The sequence below is a fragment of the Sphingomonas sp. BK069 genome (assembly GCF_014193405.1).
GTDB lineage: Bacteria > Pseudomonadota > Alphaproteobacteria > Sphingomonadales > Sphingomonadaceae > Sphingomonas.
On sequence record NZ_JACHZH010000007.1, the window covers coordinates 22,880 to 39,109 of the forward strand.

Here is a 16,230-nt window from a genome sequence, read left to right on the forward strand (position 1 = left end):
ACGCAATGTAAGCCACGACGGGTTAATGGCAATGGAACAGCGTCGGTCAGAGTGATCGACGCGGCGGTGCTACGTGAAAAATCCAGCCTTCCTCGCGCACTTCTACCTTGAGGCCGGCGTGGGTCGCGCCGCGCCGTGCCTCGAGCGCGTCGAGCAGTGGCTCGATATTGGACGAATCGGCGAAGGCTGGCCGGGTGATCGCACGATCCGCCCGAATCGCGTGGATCGCGCGGCGCAGCAGTCGCCGGCGCAGCTCGCGCGGCTCGTCGGCGATCGCGAGGGGGCGGTCGGGTCCGCGCCAGTGCTCGCTCCATAGCCGCTCCGCCGCCCGCGCGATCACCTCCTCCGCCTCGGCGAGATAACCGGCCGAGGCGGCGAGCGCGGCCGGATCGAGCGCGGGCATGGCGGCGAGCGCGGCGCGGACGCGGGTGCGATCGTGCCGCGGGTCGGTGTTCGACGGGTCGTCGACGAAGGGCGCCCCCGCCGCCTCCACCAGCGCGCGCAGCTCGGCGCGCCGCCACGCCAGCAGCGGCCGCAGCAGCAACGTCCCACCCTCCCGGCGCGCCGCGCGGATCGCGCTCAGCCCCGCCAGCCCCGAGGCGCGGTTGAGCCGCATCAGCAATGTCTCGGCCTGGTCGTCGGCGTGGTGCGCGGTGAGCAAGGCGTCGACCCGTTCGCGCGCGGCCCAGTCGATCAGCAGCGCGTAACGCGCCTCGCGCGCGCGGCGCTGGAGCGAGCTGCCCGCGATCGGCGCCGCGGGAACGAGCATGGCGTGCGGCACGCCGAGCCGCTCGCACAGCGCTGAGACCATCGCCGCCTCCTCGGCGCCGGCGGGGCGAAGCCGGTGGTCGACCGTCGCCGCGACCACCTCGCCCGGCAGGGCCGCGGCGGCGAGCAGCAGCAGCGCGACCGAGTCCGGCCCGCCCGACACCGCCACGCCGACCCGGCCGACGCGCTCGACCGCCGCCACGCCGTACCCGCGCGCGAACCCGCGGCGCAGGTCGTCGATGAAGCGCGCCACCGCCGCCGCGGGCAGCGGCGCCACGCTCAGCTCACTTGCACTTGGCGGCGGTGCGGGCTTTGGCGACATCGGCCTTGAGACCCGGCGAGATCTTGCTGCCATAGACGTCGGTCAGCTCGCCGTAGACCTTGCAGGCGTCCGCCGGCTTGTCGAGCTTGAGGAGCGCGGTGCCCAGGTAGAAGAGGCTGTCGGGCGCGCGCTCGCCGTCGGGGAACTTCTTGTAATTGTCGTAGAAAGCGATTGACGCCAGGCTCGGCTTGCCCTCGTCGAGATAGGAGCGGCCGAGCAGGTTCTGCGCGAAGCTGGCGCGGCGGTGCTTGGGGTAAGTGGCGACCACCTTCTTCAGCTGCGCCTCCGCGGCGGGATAGTCCTTCGCCTGCCACAGGCGATAGCCGGCGAGATAGGCGTCCTCGGCGGGATCGCCGCTGCTCGGCGCGGCGGCCGGCGTGCTGTTCACCGGCTCCGGCGCCTGCGGGACGGTGACGTCGGGACCACCGGCGGCGTCCGCGCCCGGCGCCGGCACGGGCGCGACCGGCTGGGTCAGCTTGGCGTCGGTCGCCTTGCGATAATCCTCGAACTGCTGCTCGAGCTGGCGCAGCTTGTACTGGGTCTGCTCGATCTGCCCGGTCATGCTCGCCATCTGCTGCTCGAGCGAGGTGACCCGCGCGGTGATGTCGGTCAGCGCGCTGGTGGCCGGGACGCCAGCGGCGTCGACCGGCGCGGTCGAGGGCGCGATCTGTGGCTCCACCATCGCGCCGGCGCCGCCGGGGAACACCTTGCGCTGCACCGCGCGCATCTCCGCCTCGAGCTTGCCGACGCGGCCCTCGATCTGCGCCGCTGCCGGCGTCGCCACCACCAGCGCCAGCGCGGCGCCTGCCATCCACTTGGTCATCATCGTCCGTCCCCGGTGCGCACCTGTCGCACCTCTCTATAGAAGCGAGCTGTCGCCACGGTGAAGCGCGGCGTGGTCTGAGTCGCGAGAGCGCCGCCCGACGCGACTTCGACGCGCATTCACCGCTACCATCCCGCCGTCATCCCGGACTTGGTCCGGGATCCACCGTTCCGCAGCCTTCGCGGGCGTGGCTCTCGCGGTGGGGTGGATCCCGGAACACGTCCGGGATGACGGAAGCCCTCCCGAAGGCCCCGCGTCCGGCCCTGTCGTGACGGTGAGATCCGCCCCGCCCTCACCGCGCCACGTCGCGGAACGCGGCGAGCTGCCCCGCGTCTCCCGGCGCCGCCGTCGTGTTCGCCGCGGTCGCGGGCGGCGTGGTGCTCGCGCTCGGCGCCGGCGCGGGCAGCCCGCGTGCGGCGAGCGCCTCGGCGCTGATGCCGACGTCCTTGATCGCGCGCTTGCCGTCACCCAGCGGCGCGACCTCGCGGCCGTCGACCGTTACGGTGAGCTGGTCGGGGCGGCCGACGTTGATCATCGGCCGATCGGTACCCGCGGGCACCTCGAATGACTGGCCCGGCTTCATCGTGCCCTCGAACAGGCGCTGCTTGGCGCCGTCGTAGACGCGCATCCACACGTCGTTGCGCGCGGTCAGCACCACCTTGCCGGTGGCGGCCGGGGTCGGCGCGGGCGGCGGCACCTCCTTGCTGGAAGCGACCTGCGCGCTCGGCGTCGCCTCGGGCGCCTGCTCGGTGGTGCCGCGGAACATGCCGGTGGAGAGCCACAGCACGCCCAGCACGAGCACCGCCAGCGCGAGCCCGGCGGCGACGATCACCAGCCCGCGCGAGGGCGCGCGCGACGGGTCGGCGATCTCCTCGATATGGTGCTGGCGCAGCGGCATCGCGCCGCGCGCGAGCTCGCCGCGGATGGCGCGGCCGACGTCGGCCTGGTCGATCCCCACTGCGCGGGCATAGGCGCGTGCGAAGCCCGAGGCGTAGGTGGGCGAGGGCAGCAGGTCGAGCCGGTCCATCTCGAGCGCCTCGAGGAAGCGCTGCGTCACGCGCGTGCGCGCAGCGACCTCGGCCAGCGACAGCCCCTGCGCCTCGCGCGCCGCGCGCAGTCGCGCGCCGACGGAGCCGGGCGTCGGTGCCTGTGCGGGTAGCTCGCCGTCGCTCATTCTTCTCTCCGCCCCGCGCCCACCGCGTTCATGCGGGCGTGCGTTCGTGTTCCAAACACGAGCAACAGTGTCAACAGAGGGGCTTCACACGATTCGACTCGGTTCGTCGCGACCTCACGCCAGCTCGACCCCGTGCTCGGTCGCCCACGCGGCGAGCGCGCCGCGCATGTCGCGCGGCGGGCGGACCAGCAGCTCGTCCATGAAGGCGGTCAAGGCGGCGCGATCGAGCGTGCGGATCATCGCCTTGACCGGCCCCACCGCGGCCGGGGTGATCGAGAGCCGGTCGAGCCCGATCCCGATCAGCGCCATCGCTTCCAGCGGCCGCCCGCCCATCTCGCCGCACACGGCCACCGGCACCCCGGCCTCGCGCGCGGGCACGATCACCCGGCGCAGGAAGCGCATGATCGAGCTGGAGAGCCAGTCATAGCGGTCCGCCAGCTTGGGGTTGGCGCGGTCGGCGGCGAAGAGGAACTGGGTGAGGTCGTTGGTGCCGATCGACAAAAAGTCGATGTTGGGCAGCAGCACGTCGAGCTGATAGGCGAGCGCGGGCACCTCCAGCATTGCGCCGTAGCGCACCTCCAGCGGAAGGCGCTTGTTGCGCTGGTGGAGGAAGGCGCGCTGCGCCTCGAAGAGCGCCTTGGCCTCGTCGAACTCCCACGGTTCGGACACCATCGGGAACATCACGTTAAGCGTCCGCCCCGCGCCCGCCTCCAGCAGCGCGCGCGCCTGCGCCTTCATCAGCCCGTCGCGCTCCAGCGCGAGCCGCAGCGCGCGCCAGCCCATCGCCGGATTTTCTTCCTCGCCGGTGTGCGTGAGATAGGGCAACGCCTTGTCGCCGCCGATGTCGACGGTGCGGAAGATCACCGGGCGCGATCCCGAGGCGTCGAGCACCTCGCGGTACAGCCGCTGCTGGCGCTCGCGCTGCGGCAGCGTCGCCGACACGAGGAACTGGAACTCGGTGCGGAACAGCCCGATCCCGTCCGCCCCCGTCAGGTCGAGCACCGCGACATCGTCGCGCAGCCCGGCGTTGACCATCACCGTGACGCGGTGCCCGTCAAGCGTCTCGGGGGCGAGGTCGCGCAGTGCGGCATAGGCCGCCTTGCGCTTCTGCCGCGTGGCCACCTTGGCCTCGAACACCTCCTCCATCGCCGCGGTCGGGCGCACCGTCAGCGTGCCCTCGGTGACGTCGAGCAGCAGCGCGTCGCCCTCGGCGATCAGCCGGCGCACGTCGCGCACGCGCCCGAGCACCGGCACGCCCATCGCACGCGCCACGATCGTGACATGCGCGGTGAGCGACCCCTCCTCCAGCACCACGCCCTTGAGCCGGCGGCGATCATATTCGAGCAGCTCGGCCGGCCCGAGATTGCGCGCGATCAGGATCGTGTCCTGCCGCAGCCCGAGTTGCGCCGCGGTGCCCATCTGCCCCGAGACGATGCGGAGCAGCCGGTTGGACAGGTCCTCCAGGTCGTGCATGCGGTCGGCGAGCAACGGATCGTCGATCTCGCGCATGCGCTGGCGGGTGCGCTGCTGCACGCGCTCGATCGCGGCCTCCGCGGTGAGCCCGCTGTCGATCGCCTCGTTGATGCGGCGCGCCCAGCCCTCGTCATAGGCGAACATCTTGTAGGTGGCGATCACCTCCTGATGCTCGTCGCCGACGCCGAACTCCGCCTCGCGCGCGATCCGGTCGATCTGCTCGCGCATCTTGTCGAAGGCGGCATAGACGCGGTGGCGCTCGGCCTCGGTATCCTCCGCGACGGTATGCTCGATGTGGATCCGCGGCTGGTGGAACACCGCGCAGCCCACCGCCATGCCGTCGACCAGTTTCTGCCCGCCGATCCGCGTCGAGCCGGTCGACTGGGGACGGTCGCTCGGGCCGCCCTGGTCGATCAGCCCGGCGTTGGCGATCAGCTCGGACAGCACCATCGCCACCGTCTGCAGCGCCTCGATCTCGACGTCCTCGTACTTGCGCGGATCGGCATGCTGCACCGCGAGCACGCCGACCGCGCGCTCGCGGCGGATGATCGGCACGCCCGCGAAACTGTGGTAGCGATCCTCGCCGGTCTCGGGCTTGTAGGCGAAATCGGGGTGGCTCGCGGCCTCGTCGAGGTTGAGCACCTCGTTGTTCTTGGCGATCGTGCCGACGAGACCCTCACCCAGCGCCAGCTTGGTGACGTGCACCGCCTCCGGCGCCAGGCCGCGGGTGGCGAACAGCTCGAGCACGCCCTCGCGCAGCAGGTAGATCGAGCACACCTCGCTATCCAGCGCCTCGCCGATGATCTCGACCACCGAGTTGAGCTTGGCCTGCGCGTTCGATCGCGCCGCCATCACATCGTGCAGGTTGACCAGGATCTCGCGGGCGGAGCGGGCGGCAGAGACGGGCATGCCGAGGGGCTAACAGACCAATGGCCTGGGTGCCACGCAGCATTTTCTTGGGTGCGACGCAGCGCGCCCAAGCCCGGCTCGCCCGTTTGAAACGGAAAGTTGCTGGCGAAGCGCGGTGCGCGATCGCACCTCTGCGCGATGAAGATCCCCTCCTTCACCGTGCAGGTGTTCGCCGGCATGGCGATCGGCGTCGCGCTCGGCTTCGCGGCGCGCGATCTGCCCGCGCTGGCCGAGGCGCTGCGCCTCACCGGCGACAGCTTCGTCCAGCTGCTCAAGGCGCTGGTCGTGCCGCTCGTGTTCACCGCGATCGTCGCCTCGATCGCGGCACTGCGCGATCTCGGCAATGCCGCGCGGCTGGTCGGGCAGACCCTGCTGTGGTTCGCGGTCACCGCGCTGATCGCGGTGACGATCGGGCTCACGCTCGGCACGCTGCTCGAGCCGGGCGTTCGCAGCGGGGTCGATCCGTCCGCCGCCGCGCTGCCCGCCACCACCGGCTCGTGGCTCGACTTCCTGCGCGGACTCATCCCGGGCAACTTCCTGGGAATCGAGGCGAGCACCAAGCTCGCCGATGGCGGCGCCACCACCAAGCTGGGGTTCAACGTGCTCCAGCTGATCGTCGTCGCGATCGCGGTCGGCGCGGCGGCGGTGAACGTCGGCGAGGCGGGGAGCGCCTTCCTCGCCGCGAACGCCTCGCTGCTCGCGATCTTCCGCCGGCTGCTGCGCTGGGTGGTGAAGCTCACCCCGATCGGCACCGCCGGGCTGATCGGTACCGCGATCGTGCGCTACGGCTGGTCCTCGCTCGCGGCGCTCGGCAGCTTCGCCGGCGCGGTGTACCTCGGGCTCGCGCTGGTGCTGTTCCTCGTCTACCCCGCGCTGCTCGCGCTCAACCGGCTGTCGGTGACGCGCTTCTTCGCCACCGCCTGGCCGGCGATCCAGCTCGGCTTCGTGTCGCGCTCGTCGATCGCGACGCTGCCCGTCACCGAGGACGCCGCCGAGCGCGCCGGCGTGCCGCGCGACTATGCCGCCTTCGCGGTGCCCTTCGCCGCGACCACCAAGATGGACGGCTGCGCCGCGGTCTACCCCGCCGTGGCGGCGCTGTTCGTCGCGCAATATTACGGCATCGCGCTGCATGCCTCGGACTATGTGCTGGTGGCGCTGGTCTCGGTGATCGGCTCGGCGGCGACGGCCGGGCTGACGGGCGCCTTGGTGATGCTGACGCTGACGCTCACCACGCTCGGCCTGCCGCTCGAGGGCGCGGGTCTGCTGCTCGCGGTCGACCCGATCATCGACATGGGCCGCACCGCGGTGAACGTCGCGGGGCAGGTGCTGGTGCCGCTGATCGTCGCCAAGCGCGAGCACCTGCTCGCGCCCGGCGGCACGATGGCGCCGCTGCCCCGGCACGATACGGTGCCGGCCTGATCGAAGTGAACTCCTCGCCGCCTGCGACGTTCGTGGGCGGCAGAAGGAGACACATGCCATGAAGAAGGCCCTGCTCGCCGCGCTGGCGCTCGCCACCGCCACTACCCCGATGCTCGCCCCCGCCGCGCAGGCGCAGCGCAGCGATCGCGACCGTGACTATCGCTGGCACGGCGACGACAAGAACTGGGAGCCCTCGCGCGACTATCGCCGCGGCAGCAGCCGGCGCGAGCGCGCGCTCGGCCGCGACGATCAAATCTACCGCGGGCGCGACGGCCGCGCTTATTGCAAGCGCAACGACGGCACCACCGGTCTGGTGATCGGCGGCGTCGGCGGCGGCGTGCTCGGTAACCTGGTCGGCGGCGGCACCCTCGGCACGCTGCTGGGCGCGGGCGGCGGCGCGCTGCTCGGCCGTTCGATCGATCGCGGCAAGGTGAAGTGCCGCTGAGGTTAGGGGCGCGGCTTCGGTGAGGCGGCGTTTCTCGACTCTCCCCTCCCCTTCAGGGGAGGGATTAGGGGTGGGCCGGTGCCCCGAGCGCGGCGTCTGCGGAGAGGCTCCGCCCCAACCCCTTCCCTGAAGGGGAGGGACTCTCTCGCGACGCCGCGGTCGCGTGCCCCTTAGATCCCGCCTTCCTCCAGGCTCAGCAGCGTCGCGTTGCCGCCCGCGCTGGTCGTATCCACCGACACCGCGCGCTCCGCGCAGAAACGGTACAGGTACAGCGGCCCGCCGGCCTTCGGTCCGGTCCCCGACAAGCCCTCGCCGCCGAACGGCTGCGACCCCACGACGGCGCCGATCATCGAGCGATTTATGTAGAGGTTGCCGACCGCCGCGGCGGCCTCGGTCACCTCGGCCGCGCGTGCGATGCGGCTGTGCAGCCCCATCGTCAGGCCGTAGCCCTTGGCGTTGACCCGCGCGATCGTCTCCTCCAGCGCGCCCGCCTTCCACGTCGCGACGTGAAGCAGCGGCCCGAACCACTCGCGGTCGAGCGCCTCGACCGAGTCGAGCCGGATCAGCGTCGGCGGCACGAACAGCCCGTCCGCGGGCGCCGCCACCGTCTTCACCCAGCGCGCGCGCGCCTGCTCGCGATACGCCATCAGCCGGTCATAGGCGGCGCGGTCGATCACCGGGCCGACGTCGGTGCGCGGGTCGCCCGCGTCACCGAGCGTCAGCAAGTCCATCGCGCCCGCGAGCATCTCGATCAGCCCCTCGGCGATATCCTCCTGCACCAGCAGCAGCCGCAGCGCCGAGCAGCGCTGCCCGGCCGAGCGGAACGCGCTGGTGACCACGTCCGCCACCACCTGCTCGGGCAGCGCGGTCGAGTCGACGATCATCGCGTTGATCCCGCCGGTCTCGGCGATCAGCGGCACGATCGGGCGGTCGTCGTCCGCCAGCAGCGCGCGCGCGATCGACCGCGCGGTCGCGGTCGAGCCGGTGAAGGCGACGCCCTGGACGCGCGCGTCGCCGACCAGCGCAGCCCCCACCTCGGGTCCGCCCGGCACCAGCACGAGCGCGTCGCGCGGCACGCCCGCCTCATACGCCAGCGCCACCGCGGCGGCGGCGATGCGCGGCGTCTGCGGCGCGGGCTTGGCGACCACGGTGTTCCCCGTCACCAGCGCGGCGACGGTCTGGCCGAGGAAGATCGCGAGCGGGAAGTTCCACGGCGCGATCGTCGCCCACACGCCGCGCCCCTCCAGGTGGAGCGTGTTGCGCTCGCCGGTCGGCCCGGGCAGCTCGACCGAGCCGAGCGTCGCGCGCGCCCGCGCCGCATAATAGCGGCAGAAGTCCGCCGCCTCGCGCACCTCGCCGATCGCGTCGGGGATGGTCTTGAACGCCTCCTGCACGCAGATCGCCATCAGCCGGTCGCGGTCGCGCTCGATCAGGTCGGCGAGTCGGTCGAGGCAGGCGGCGCGCGCCGCGACCGGGGTCGTCTGCCACGCGGGGAAGGCCGCGCGCGCGCGCGACACCGCGGCGGCGACGTCGGCGGCGGGCGCCGGCGCCGGCTCGGTCATCGGCCGGTTCACCGCGGCACTCGTGTCCTCCAGCACGACGCGGTCGCCGAGGTCGAGCCCGCGCGAGTTGCGCCGCTCGGCACCGAACAGCTCGGCCGGCAGCGGGATGCTCGGGTGGCGCGTGCCGCCCACCGACTCGATCTTGGCAACCGGGTCGGCAAGGATGTCGGCCTCGCTCAGCCGCGCGTCGGCGAGCTGGTGGACGAAGCTGGAGTTGGCGCCGTTCTCGAGCAGCCGACGGACGAGATAGGCGAGCAGGTCGCGATGGCCGCCGACCGGCGCGTAGATGCGGCAGTGATACCCCTGATCGCGCACCAGCCGCTCGTACAGCCCGTCGCCCATGCCGTGGAGCCGCTGGAACTCGAAGTCGCGGCCGTTGCCCGCCCATTCGACGATGGTCGCGACGGTCAGCGCGTTGTGGCTGGCGAAGGCGGGGCGGATGTAGCGCGCGTCGAGCATGTCACGCGCCACCGCGAGGTAGCTCACGTCGGTCGCGGCCTTGCGCGTGAACAACGGATAATCGTCGAGCCCTTCGACTTGGGTGCGCTTAATCTCGCTGTCCCAATAGGCGCCCTTCACGAGGCGGACGTTCATCAGCCGGCCGAGCGAGTCGGCCCAGGCCACCACCGGCCGCGCACGCTTGCCATAGGCCTGCACCGCCATGCCGAACCCGTCCCAGTCGCGTAAGCGCGGGAGAGCGGCGACCGCGCCGATGATGTCGAGGCTCATCTCGAGCCGCTCGCTCTCCTCGGCGTCGACGGTGAGCGCGATGCCGCGCGCCGCCGCCTGAAGCGCGAGCGCTTCGAGCATCCCGGTCAGCGCGGGGACGCACTCGTCCCAGCGCGCCACCTCGTAGCGCGGGTGGAGCGCGGAGAGCTTGACCGAGACCGAGTGGCCCGCGCGCGGGTCGCTGCCGACCGCGTCGATCGCGTCGACATAGGCCTGGAAATACCGCTCGGCGTCGGCGCTGGTGCGCGCCGCCTCGCCGAGCATGTCAAAGCTGGCAGTGAAGCCGCGGTGCTCGGGACGGCGCATCCGCTTCATCGCCTCGTCGATGGTGCGGCCCATCACGAAGATCTCGCCCATCATCCGCATCGCCGCGCCCACCGCCTGGCGCACGAACGGCTCGCCGGCGCGGCTGAACAGCCGCTTGAGCGGGCCGGTCTCGCCCTCCCCCACCAGCGCGCGGCCGACCACCAGCCCCCAGGTGGCGGTGTTGACGAGGCGCGAGTTGGACTGGCCGGCGTGCGCGCGCCAGTCGGCGTCGCCGAGCTTGTCCGCGATCAGCAGGTCGGCGGTCTCGGGGTCGGGCACGCGCAGGAACGCCTCGGCGAGGCTGAGCAGCGCGACGCCCTCGGACGAGTTGAGGCGATATTCCTGAAGGAACTGGTTGACCCAGCCGCGCGCCTGCGCCGCGCGCAGGTCGGCGAGCAGCCCCGAGGCGGTGTCGACGATGCGCGCGCGCGAGTCGGTGCCCGCCGCAGCGCGCTCCAGCAGCGGCTTTAGAACATCGGGTTCGCTCGCGCGGTGGAGCGAGCGCAGCTGGGCGAGAGTGGATGACGGTACGGCAGCGGCCATCTTCGTGCTTTCGGTTCGTTGTGTCTTGCGGGCACGGCAGGGCCGGGCCTAGACAGATGCGCGCGCTGTAGCGCGTCGCATGGCGGAGGGGAATCGCGGTGACGGCCGAGGAGATGAGCCAAGCGGTCGGGCGCGAGAGCGTCTCCGACTGGGTCGAGGTGACGCAGGCGATGATCGATCGCTTCGCCGAGGCGACCGGCGACCACCAGTTCATCCACGTCGATCCCGAACGCGCGGCGCAGACGCCGTTCGGCACGACGATCGCGCACGGTTTCCTGACGCTGTCGCTGCTGCCGCTGCTGGCGGCACGCACCCCCGACGCGCCGCGGCTCGACGGTGTCACCATGGGGGTGAACTACGGGGGCAACAAGGTGCGCTTCCTCGCGCCGGTGCCGTCGGGATCGCGGGTGCGCGCGCGCTCGGTACTGGCCGACTTCGCCGAGAAGCGGCAGGGGGTTTACCAGTACACCACCGCCACCACGGTCGAGATTGAGGGGCAGGACAAGCCAGCGATGGTGGCGGAGTGGATCACGCAGGTGTTCGTGTGAGGGAAGTGCCCTGCCTTCCCCCTTCCGTCATCCCGGACTTGGTCCGGGATCCACCGGGCCCCTTACTCATCCGCCGTCTGGCGCGCGGACGGGTGGATCCCGGACCAAGTCCGGGATGACGGCAGTGAGTGCAACGGCTGCCTCGAACCTCACCCCCTGCCCGACCCTCACTCAAGGACCTCACCCATGCGCTCCGCCGTCATCGTCTCCACCGCCCGCACCCCGATCGGCCGTGCCTATCGCGGCGCCTTCAACAACACGCCCTCGCCGACGCTGGCGCATCACGCCATCGTCGCCGCGGTCGAGCGCGCCGGGGTCGACCGTGCCGAGATCGAGGACGTGATCCTTGGCGCCGCGCTCCAGCAGGGGCATCAGGCGAGCAACATCGCGCGCACCAGCCTGCTGCGCGCCGGGTTGCCGACCAGCGTGCCCGGCATGTCGGTCGACCGCCAGTGCGCCAGCGGACTGATGGCGATCGCGATCGCGGCCAAGCAGATCGTCGTCGACGGGATGGACGTGACGATCGGCGGCGGGGTCGAGAGCATCAGCCTCGTCCAGACTCCCGAGATGCGTGTCGCGCCCGACAAGGAGCTACTGGCGATGCACAATGACATCTACATGCCGATGCTCCAGACCGCCGAGATCGTCGCCGACCGCTACGGCATCGATCGCGAGGCGCAGGACCAATACGGGCTCCAGTCGCAGCAGCGCACCGCGGCGGCGCAGGCGGCGGGCCGGTTCGACGACGAGATCGTCGCGGTCACCGCCACCAAGGCCAACGTGAACAAGGAGACCAAGGAGGTCAGCCACGAGCAGGTGACGCTGTCGCGCGACGAGGGCAACCGCGCCGACACCACGATCGAGGGGCTGCGCGCACTCAAGCCGGTGGTGGGGCCGGACCGCCACGTCACCGCCGGCAACGCCTCGCAGCTGTCCGACGGCGCCTCGGCCAGCGTGCTGATGGAGGAACGGCTCGCCGAACGGCGCGGGCTTACCCCGCTCGGCCGCTACGTCGGCATGGCGGTGGCGGGCACCAAGCCCGACGAGATGGGGATCGGCCCGGTCTATGCCATCCCCAAGCTGCTCGAGAAGAACGGGCTGACGATGGACGACATCGGGCTGTGGGAGCTCAACGAGGCGTTCGCGGTGCAGGTGCTCTACTGCCGCGACAAGCTTGGCATCCCCAACGAGCTCCTCAACGTGAACGGCGGCGCGATCTCGATCGGCCATCCCTATGGCATGTCGGGCGCGCGCATGACCGGCCATGCGCTGATCGAGGGCAAGCGCCGCGGTGCGAAGTACGTCGTGGTGACGATGTGCGTCGGCGGCGGCATGGGCACGGCGGGGTTGTTCGAGGTGCTGTGAGGTCGCCGGCGCTGCATCTGCTCCTCCCCCTGGGGGGATTCCTCGGCGAAACCTCTGGCATGATGCGAGGTGACGGGATCCCCTGTGGGAAAGGGAGTACGGGCGATGGTCGAGCAGCGATCGTTGGTGGATGCATTGATCGATCCGAGCCTGGGGTCAAATGCGAAGCTGGCGGGGATTGAGCGTCTGGTCGACTGGAGCCAGCTGGAGCCGTTGGTCTCGTCACCGCGGCCAGGACAGACAAGTCGTCCGCCTCATGCGGCGCCGGCGATGCTGAAGGCGCTGTATTTGCAGGCGTTGCATGACCTGCCAGACCCGGATCTGAAGGAACCGCTGCTCGACCGGTTGTCGTTCCGGCGGTTCTGCGGCCTCGCGCTGGACGCAGGGACGCCGTACAGGCGACTCTGTGCCGGTTCGGTACCGCAGCGGCCGCGTCGGGGGTATCGGAGGGCTGCTTGCCGAGATCAACCGGCAGCTCGCTGCGCAAGGACAGTGTCTGCGCCGGGGCACGATCCTCGATGCATCGGTGGTCAAGACGATGCGCCGGCCCCCGCGTGGAGACGGGATCGCGCCGGGCGACCCGCATCCCGGCGAGCCAGGCGCCGACTGGACCCGCAAGGACGGCAAACCGGTGTTCGGATATCGCTTCCACATCGGCATCGACGAAGGCTCGGGCCTCATCCGCACGCTCGCCTTCACCTCGGCCAGGGTCCAGGATGTCGAGCGGGCCGATGCGCTTGTCACGGGCGACGAGGCGGTGGTCCATGCCGACCGCGCCTATGAAGGGCAGGCGCGCCGCCACCGCTACATGCCCGTGCTGCCACCCTGGCAGGCCCGGCGAAGCAACCTCATCGCCCGCCGACACGCGCCCGTCGAAGCCGTCCTTCAGCGCGATGAAGCGTCTCTATGGCAAGGCCCGCGCCCGATGCCTCTCCCTACAAGGCAACACCGCAGACTTTCTCGCTTTTGCCACCATCTACAATCTCAGGCGCGCCGCCATCCTCACCGCTGACTGATCCGGCGCGACACCGCACCCGCACCGCCCCCGCGCAGCGCTCAGCCAGTCGCCTCATAGGCCGCGGCTTGTCTCATCCATCCCCGATTACCTTGATATCCGCCGCGGTACCCTCGCTCCGCAACGGAATCCTGCAAGGGGAGGAGCTGGGCCCGACTCGCCCACATTCCCGTGCACCGCCACGCTTTTCGCTGCTGACGCGCGCGCCGCGGGCCCGTATAGCCGCAGCCTCACCAGGGCCTTCACCGCCCGACGCCACGGGGCAGCGCCGCACCTTGTTCACCTCGATCGACCGCTACATGGCCCGGCTGATCGCGCTGCCGCTGTTCGCCACCTTGCTGATCGCCTCCATGCTGCTGATCCTCGACCGGATCGGCCGCCTGTTCGACTTCGTCATCACCCAGGGCGGCCCGGTGAGCGTGGTGTGGAAGATGCTGGCCAACCTGCTGCCCGAGTATCTCGGGCTGGGCATCCCGATCGGGTTGATGCTGGGCGTGCTGCTCGCGTTCCGCCGCATCGCCACCTCGAGCGAGCTCGACGTGATGCGCGGCGTCGGCATGAGCTACTCGCGGCTGCTGCGCGTGCCCTATATGTACGCGATCATCCTCGCCGCGCTGAACATCGCCATTGTCGGCTATGTCCAGCCGCTGGCGCGCTACAATTACGAGAAGCTGCGCTTCGAGCTGCGCACCGGCGCGCTCGGCGCCTCGATCAAGGTGGGCGAGTTCACCCATCTGGGCGATCGCATCACGCTGCGGATCGAGCGCAGCCAGGACAGCGGTCGGCGGCTCTCGGGCATCTTCCTCCACGCGCTGACCCCGCGCAACGACTGGGCCGGCGTCACCGCCGAGACCGGGCAGTTCCTGGCCACCGACGATCCGAACGTGATCATCTTCCGCCTCACCGACGGCACGCTGATCCACAATCGCCCCGACTTCCCGACGCCGCGCGTGCTGACCTTCAGCTCGCACGACCTGCCCATCAACCTGCCGCGCTTCGAGAGCTTCCGCACGCGCGGCGGCAAGAACCTGGAATATACGCTGCCCCAGCTCGCCCAGCTCGGCCACGCGCGCAACGCGAGCGAGGCGCAGCGCGACGGCAGCCGCGCCGAGTTCCACTTCCGCGTCGTCGAGGTGGCGATGATGTTCCTGCTGCCGCTGCTCGCGGTGTCGCTCGGTGTGCCGCCGAAGCGATCCAGCTCGGCGCTGGGCGTGTTCCTGTCGATCGTGATGGTGGTGACCTATCACAAGATCAATCAATATGCCGCGGCGGTGGGCGAGCGCGGCGCGGTCGACCCGCTGATCGCGCTCTGGGTGCCGTTCCTGCTGTTCGGCGCGCTGATCCTGTGGATGTATTACACGCTCGCCTATGTCCCGGGCGGCCAGCCCATCGGCGCGCTGGAGCGCTTCTTCGGCAAGGCCTGGGCCATGGTGGCGCGCTACCTGCCCGGCCGCCGCCGCAAGGAGGCGCGCGCGTGAGCGCCTTCTTCCCCTCGCGCACCGTCGCCGTCTACATGGCGCGGCTGTTCCTGACGCGCACCTTCGGCATCCTGTTCGGGCTGGTGCTGGTGTTGCAGACGCTCGACCTGCTGAGCGAAAGCGGGCGGATCCTCGCCACCGCGGGCAACGGCGATGCCGAGGTGTGGCGCTACGTCTCGCTGCGCGCACCGCAGATCATCTCGACCTTCCTGCCCTTCTCGGTGCTGCTCGGCACGGTGCTGACGCTGATCACGATGAACGCCAACAGCGAGGTGGTGGCGCTCAAGGCCTCGGGCCTCTCGGCGCATCAGGTGCTGGCGCCGCTGGTGATCGCCAGCGTCGGCATCGCGCTCGTCACCTTCGCCTTCAACGATCGCGTCGTCAGCCGCGCCACCGCCGAGCTCAGCGCGTGGCAGAAGGTCAATTACGGCGCGATGCCGCTCGACCGCGGCGATCGCGCCAACGTCTGGGTACGCGCCGACAACAATTTGATCTCGGCGGACCGGATCAGCGGGCGCGGCGAGGCGGCGCGGCTGGGCGGAGTCACCGTCTACGAGCGCAACCCCGACGGCGGGCTGCGCGGGCTGATCACCGCGCCCAACGGCCTGCGCCAGGGCGACGGCTGGAAGGTGTGGCCGGCCAAGCGCTTCGACGTCGCCTCTGGGACGCTCACCCCGCTCGGCACGGTGGTGGTGGCGCGCGGCGTCACCCCCGACCAGTTCACGCTCGCCAACGTCGACGGGGACGCGCTGTCCTTCGCCGGGCTGCGCGCCGCGATCTCCGACCTGGAGGAAGCGGGGAGGCCCACCAAGTCGCTCGAGGGCGTGCTGTGGCACAAGCTCTCGGGGCCGCTGTCCTCGGTGCTGATGCCGCTGCTCGGCGCGGTGGCGGCGTTCGGCATCGCGCGATCGGGCGCGCTGTTCGTCCGCGCCGTAATCGGCATGGCGCTCGGCTTCGCCTATTTCATGGCGGACAAGTTCGCTTTGGCGATGGGCAATCTCGGCGCCTACCCGCCCTTTCTCGCCGCCTGGGCACCGTTCCTGCTGTTCCTGCTGATCGGCGAGGCGGTGCTGTTGCGGACGGAAGAGTAGAGACGTGGTCGTGCCCGTTCTCCTGTGCACGCTGGAGTCGGGGGCGGAGGACGGTGACCTTCATGGCGCTGGGTTCCTGCGTCCGCAGGAACACGGCCGAGGGCAGCGAGGCCGTCATCTCACACTGCCGTCATCCTGAACTTGTTTCAGGATCCACTGTCCCGCAGGCGCCGCGATCGGTGATGTTAGGGCTGGGTGGATCCTGAAACAAGTTCAGGATGACGCTAGGCGGGGGACCGGGAAAAAGGCGGCAGGTCGCG

At 70.9% G+C, this 16,230-nt stretch carries 12 protein-coding genes and 1 pseudogene; 8 read left to right on the top strand and 5 right to left on the bottom strand.

Going from position 1 to position 16,230, the window contains the following annotated elements:
- Positions 1–46: 46 nt before the first annotated feature.
- The 4 genes from tilS to ptsP all read right to left on the bottom strand — a co-directional run bounded on the left by tilS (position 47) and on the right by ptsP (position 5,469).
- Positions 47–1,045 (bottom strand): tRNA lysidine(34) synthetase TilS, encoded by a 999-nt coding sequence (gene tilS / locus FHY02_RS17935; RefSeq protein ID WP_183924793.1) that lies wholly within the window; start codon positions 1,043–1,045, stop codon positions 47–49.
- 7 nt (positions 1,046–1,052) lie between these two features.
- On the bottom strand, positions 1,053–1,913 hold the full coding sequence (locus FHY02_RS17940) for a YbgF trimerization domain-containing protein (protein WP_183924795.1): 861 nt from the start codon (positions 1,911–1,913) through the stop codon (positions 1,053–1,055).
- A 292-nt stretch (positions 1,914–2,205) separates the two neighbouring features.
- A complete protein-coding gene (locus FHY02_RS17945) occupies positions 2,206–3,087 on the bottom strand; it encodes a helix-turn-helix domain-containing protein (RefSeq protein ID WP_183924797.1) in 882 nt (293 codons plus the stop codon).
- 114 nt (positions 3,088–3,201) lie between these two features.
- A complete protein-coding gene (ptsP, locus tag FHY02_RS17950) occupies positions 3,202–5,469 on the bottom strand; it encodes a phosphoenolpyruvate--protein phosphotransferase (RefSeq protein WP_183924799.1) in 2,268 nt (755 codons plus the stop codon).
- 138 nt (positions 5,470–5,607) lie between these two features.
- On the opposite strand from ptsP, the gene FHY02_RS17955 reads away from it, so the two are divergent.
- A complete protein-coding gene (locus FHY02_RS17955) occupies positions 5,608–6,888 on the top strand; it encodes a dicarboxylate/amino acid:cation symporter (RefSeq protein WP_183924801.1) in 1,281 nt (426 codons plus the stop codon).
- Between the two features lie 58 nt (positions 6,889–6,946).
- Positions 6,947–7,333, top strand: coding sequence for a glycine zipper 2TM domain-containing protein (locus FHY02_RS17960; RefSeq protein WP_183924803.1), 387 nt, complete (start codon positions 6,947–6,949; stop codon positions 7,331–7,333).
- Positions 7,334–7,503: 170 nt separating this feature from the next.
- Here the strand turns inward: FHY02_RS17960 and FHY02_RS17965 are convergent, their stop codons facing one another.
- The gene (locus FHY02_RS17965) at positions 7,504–10,473 is read right to left on the bottom strand and encodes an L-glutamate gamma-semialdehyde dehydrogenase (protein WP_183924805.1); all 2,970 of its coding nucleotides are present in this window, start codon (positions 10,471–10,473) and stop codon (positions 7,504–7,506) included.
- 113 nt (positions 10,474–10,586) lie between these two features.
- Between FHY02_RS17965 and FHY02_RS17970 the strand changes: the two genes are divergently transcribed.
- From FHY02_RS17970 to lptG, 6 genes and pseudogenes are all read left to right on the top strand, one after another.
- The gene (locus FHY02_RS17970) at positions 10,587–11,021 is read left to right on the top strand and encodes a MaoC family dehydratase (protein WP_183924807.1); all 435 of its coding nucleotides are present in this window, start codon (positions 10,587–10,589) and stop codon (positions 11,019–11,021) included.
- A gap of 186 nt (positions 11,022–11,207) precedes the next feature.
- On the top strand, positions 11,208–12,386 hold the full coding sequence (locus FHY02_RS17975) for an acetyl-CoA C-acyltransferase (RefSeq protein ID WP_183924809.1): 1,179 nt from the start codon (positions 11,208–11,210) through the stop codon (positions 12,384–12,386).
- A gap of 105 nt (positions 12,387–12,491) precedes the next feature.
- A pseudogene (locus FHY02_RS23470) lies at positions 12,492–12,761 on the top strand (transposase); the annotation flags it as partial.
- A 31-nt stretch (positions 12,762–12,792) separates the two neighbouring features.
- Positions 12,793–13,398, top strand: a complete 606-nt coding sequence (locus FHY02_RS17985; RefSeq protein ID WP_183924811.1) for a transposase — start codon at positions 12,793–12,795, stop codon at positions 13,396–13,398.
- Between the two features lie 302 nt (positions 13,399–13,700).
- Positions 13,701–14,879, top strand: a complete 1,179-nt coding sequence (lptF, locus tag FHY02_RS17990) for an LPS export ABC transporter permease LptF (protein WP_183924969.1) — start codon at positions 13,701–13,703, stop codon at positions 14,877–14,879.
- A gap of 35 nt (positions 14,880–14,914) precedes the next feature.
- Positions 14,915–15,970 (top strand): LPS export ABC transporter permease LptG, encoded by a 1,056-nt coding sequence (gene lptG / locus FHY02_RS17995; protein WP_183924971.1) that lies wholly within the window; start codon positions 14,915–14,917, stop codon positions 15,968–15,970.
- Positions 15,971–16,230 lie beyond the last annotated feature (260 nt).

What these genes read in the sequence shown, in the direction of transcription:
- FHY02_RS17955 (WP_183924801.1), top strand. Translation starts at nt 5,608, where the DNA reads ATGAAGATCCCCTCCTTCACCGTGCAGGTGTTCGCCGGCATGGCGATC.
- FHY02_RS17945 (WP_183924797.1), bottom strand. Translation starts at nt 3,087, where the DNA reads ATGAGCGACGGCGAGCTACCCGCACAGGCACCGACGCCCGGCTCCGTC.
- FHY02_RS17970 (WP_183924807.1), top strand. Translation starts at nt 10,587, where the DNA reads ATGAGCCAAGCGGTCGGGCGCGAGAGCGTCTCCGACTGGGTCGAGGTG.
- FHY02_RS17965 (WP_183924805.1), bottom strand. Translation starts at nt 10,473, where the DNA reads ATGGCCGCTGCCGTACCGTCATCCACTCTCGCCCAGCTGCGCTCGCTC.
- FHY02_RS17940 (WP_183924795.1), bottom strand. Translation starts at nt 1,913, where the DNA reads ATGACCAAGTGGATGGCAGGCGCCGCGCTGGCGCTGGTGGTGGCGACG.
- ptsP (WP_183924799.1), bottom strand. Translation starts at nt 5,469, where the DNA reads ATGCCCGTCTCTGCCGCCCGCTCCGCCCGCGAGATCCTGGTCAACCTG.
- lptG (WP_183924971.1), top strand. Translation starts at nt 14,915, where the DNA reads ATGGCGCGGCTGTTCCTGACGCGCACCTTCGGCATCCTGTTCGGGCTG.
- FHY02_RS17975 (WP_183924809.1), top strand. Translation starts at nt 11,208, where the DNA reads ATGCGCTCCGCCGTCATCGTCTCCACCGCCCGCACCCCGATCGGCCGT.
- lptF (WP_183924969.1), top strand. Translation starts at nt 13,701, where the DNA reads ATGGCCCGGCTGATCGCGCTGCCGCTGTTCGCCACCTTGCTGATCGCC.
- FHY02_RS17960 (WP_183924803.1), top strand. Translation starts at nt 6,947, where the DNA reads ATGAAGAAGGCCCTGCTCGCCGCGCTGGCGCTCGCCACCGCCACTACC.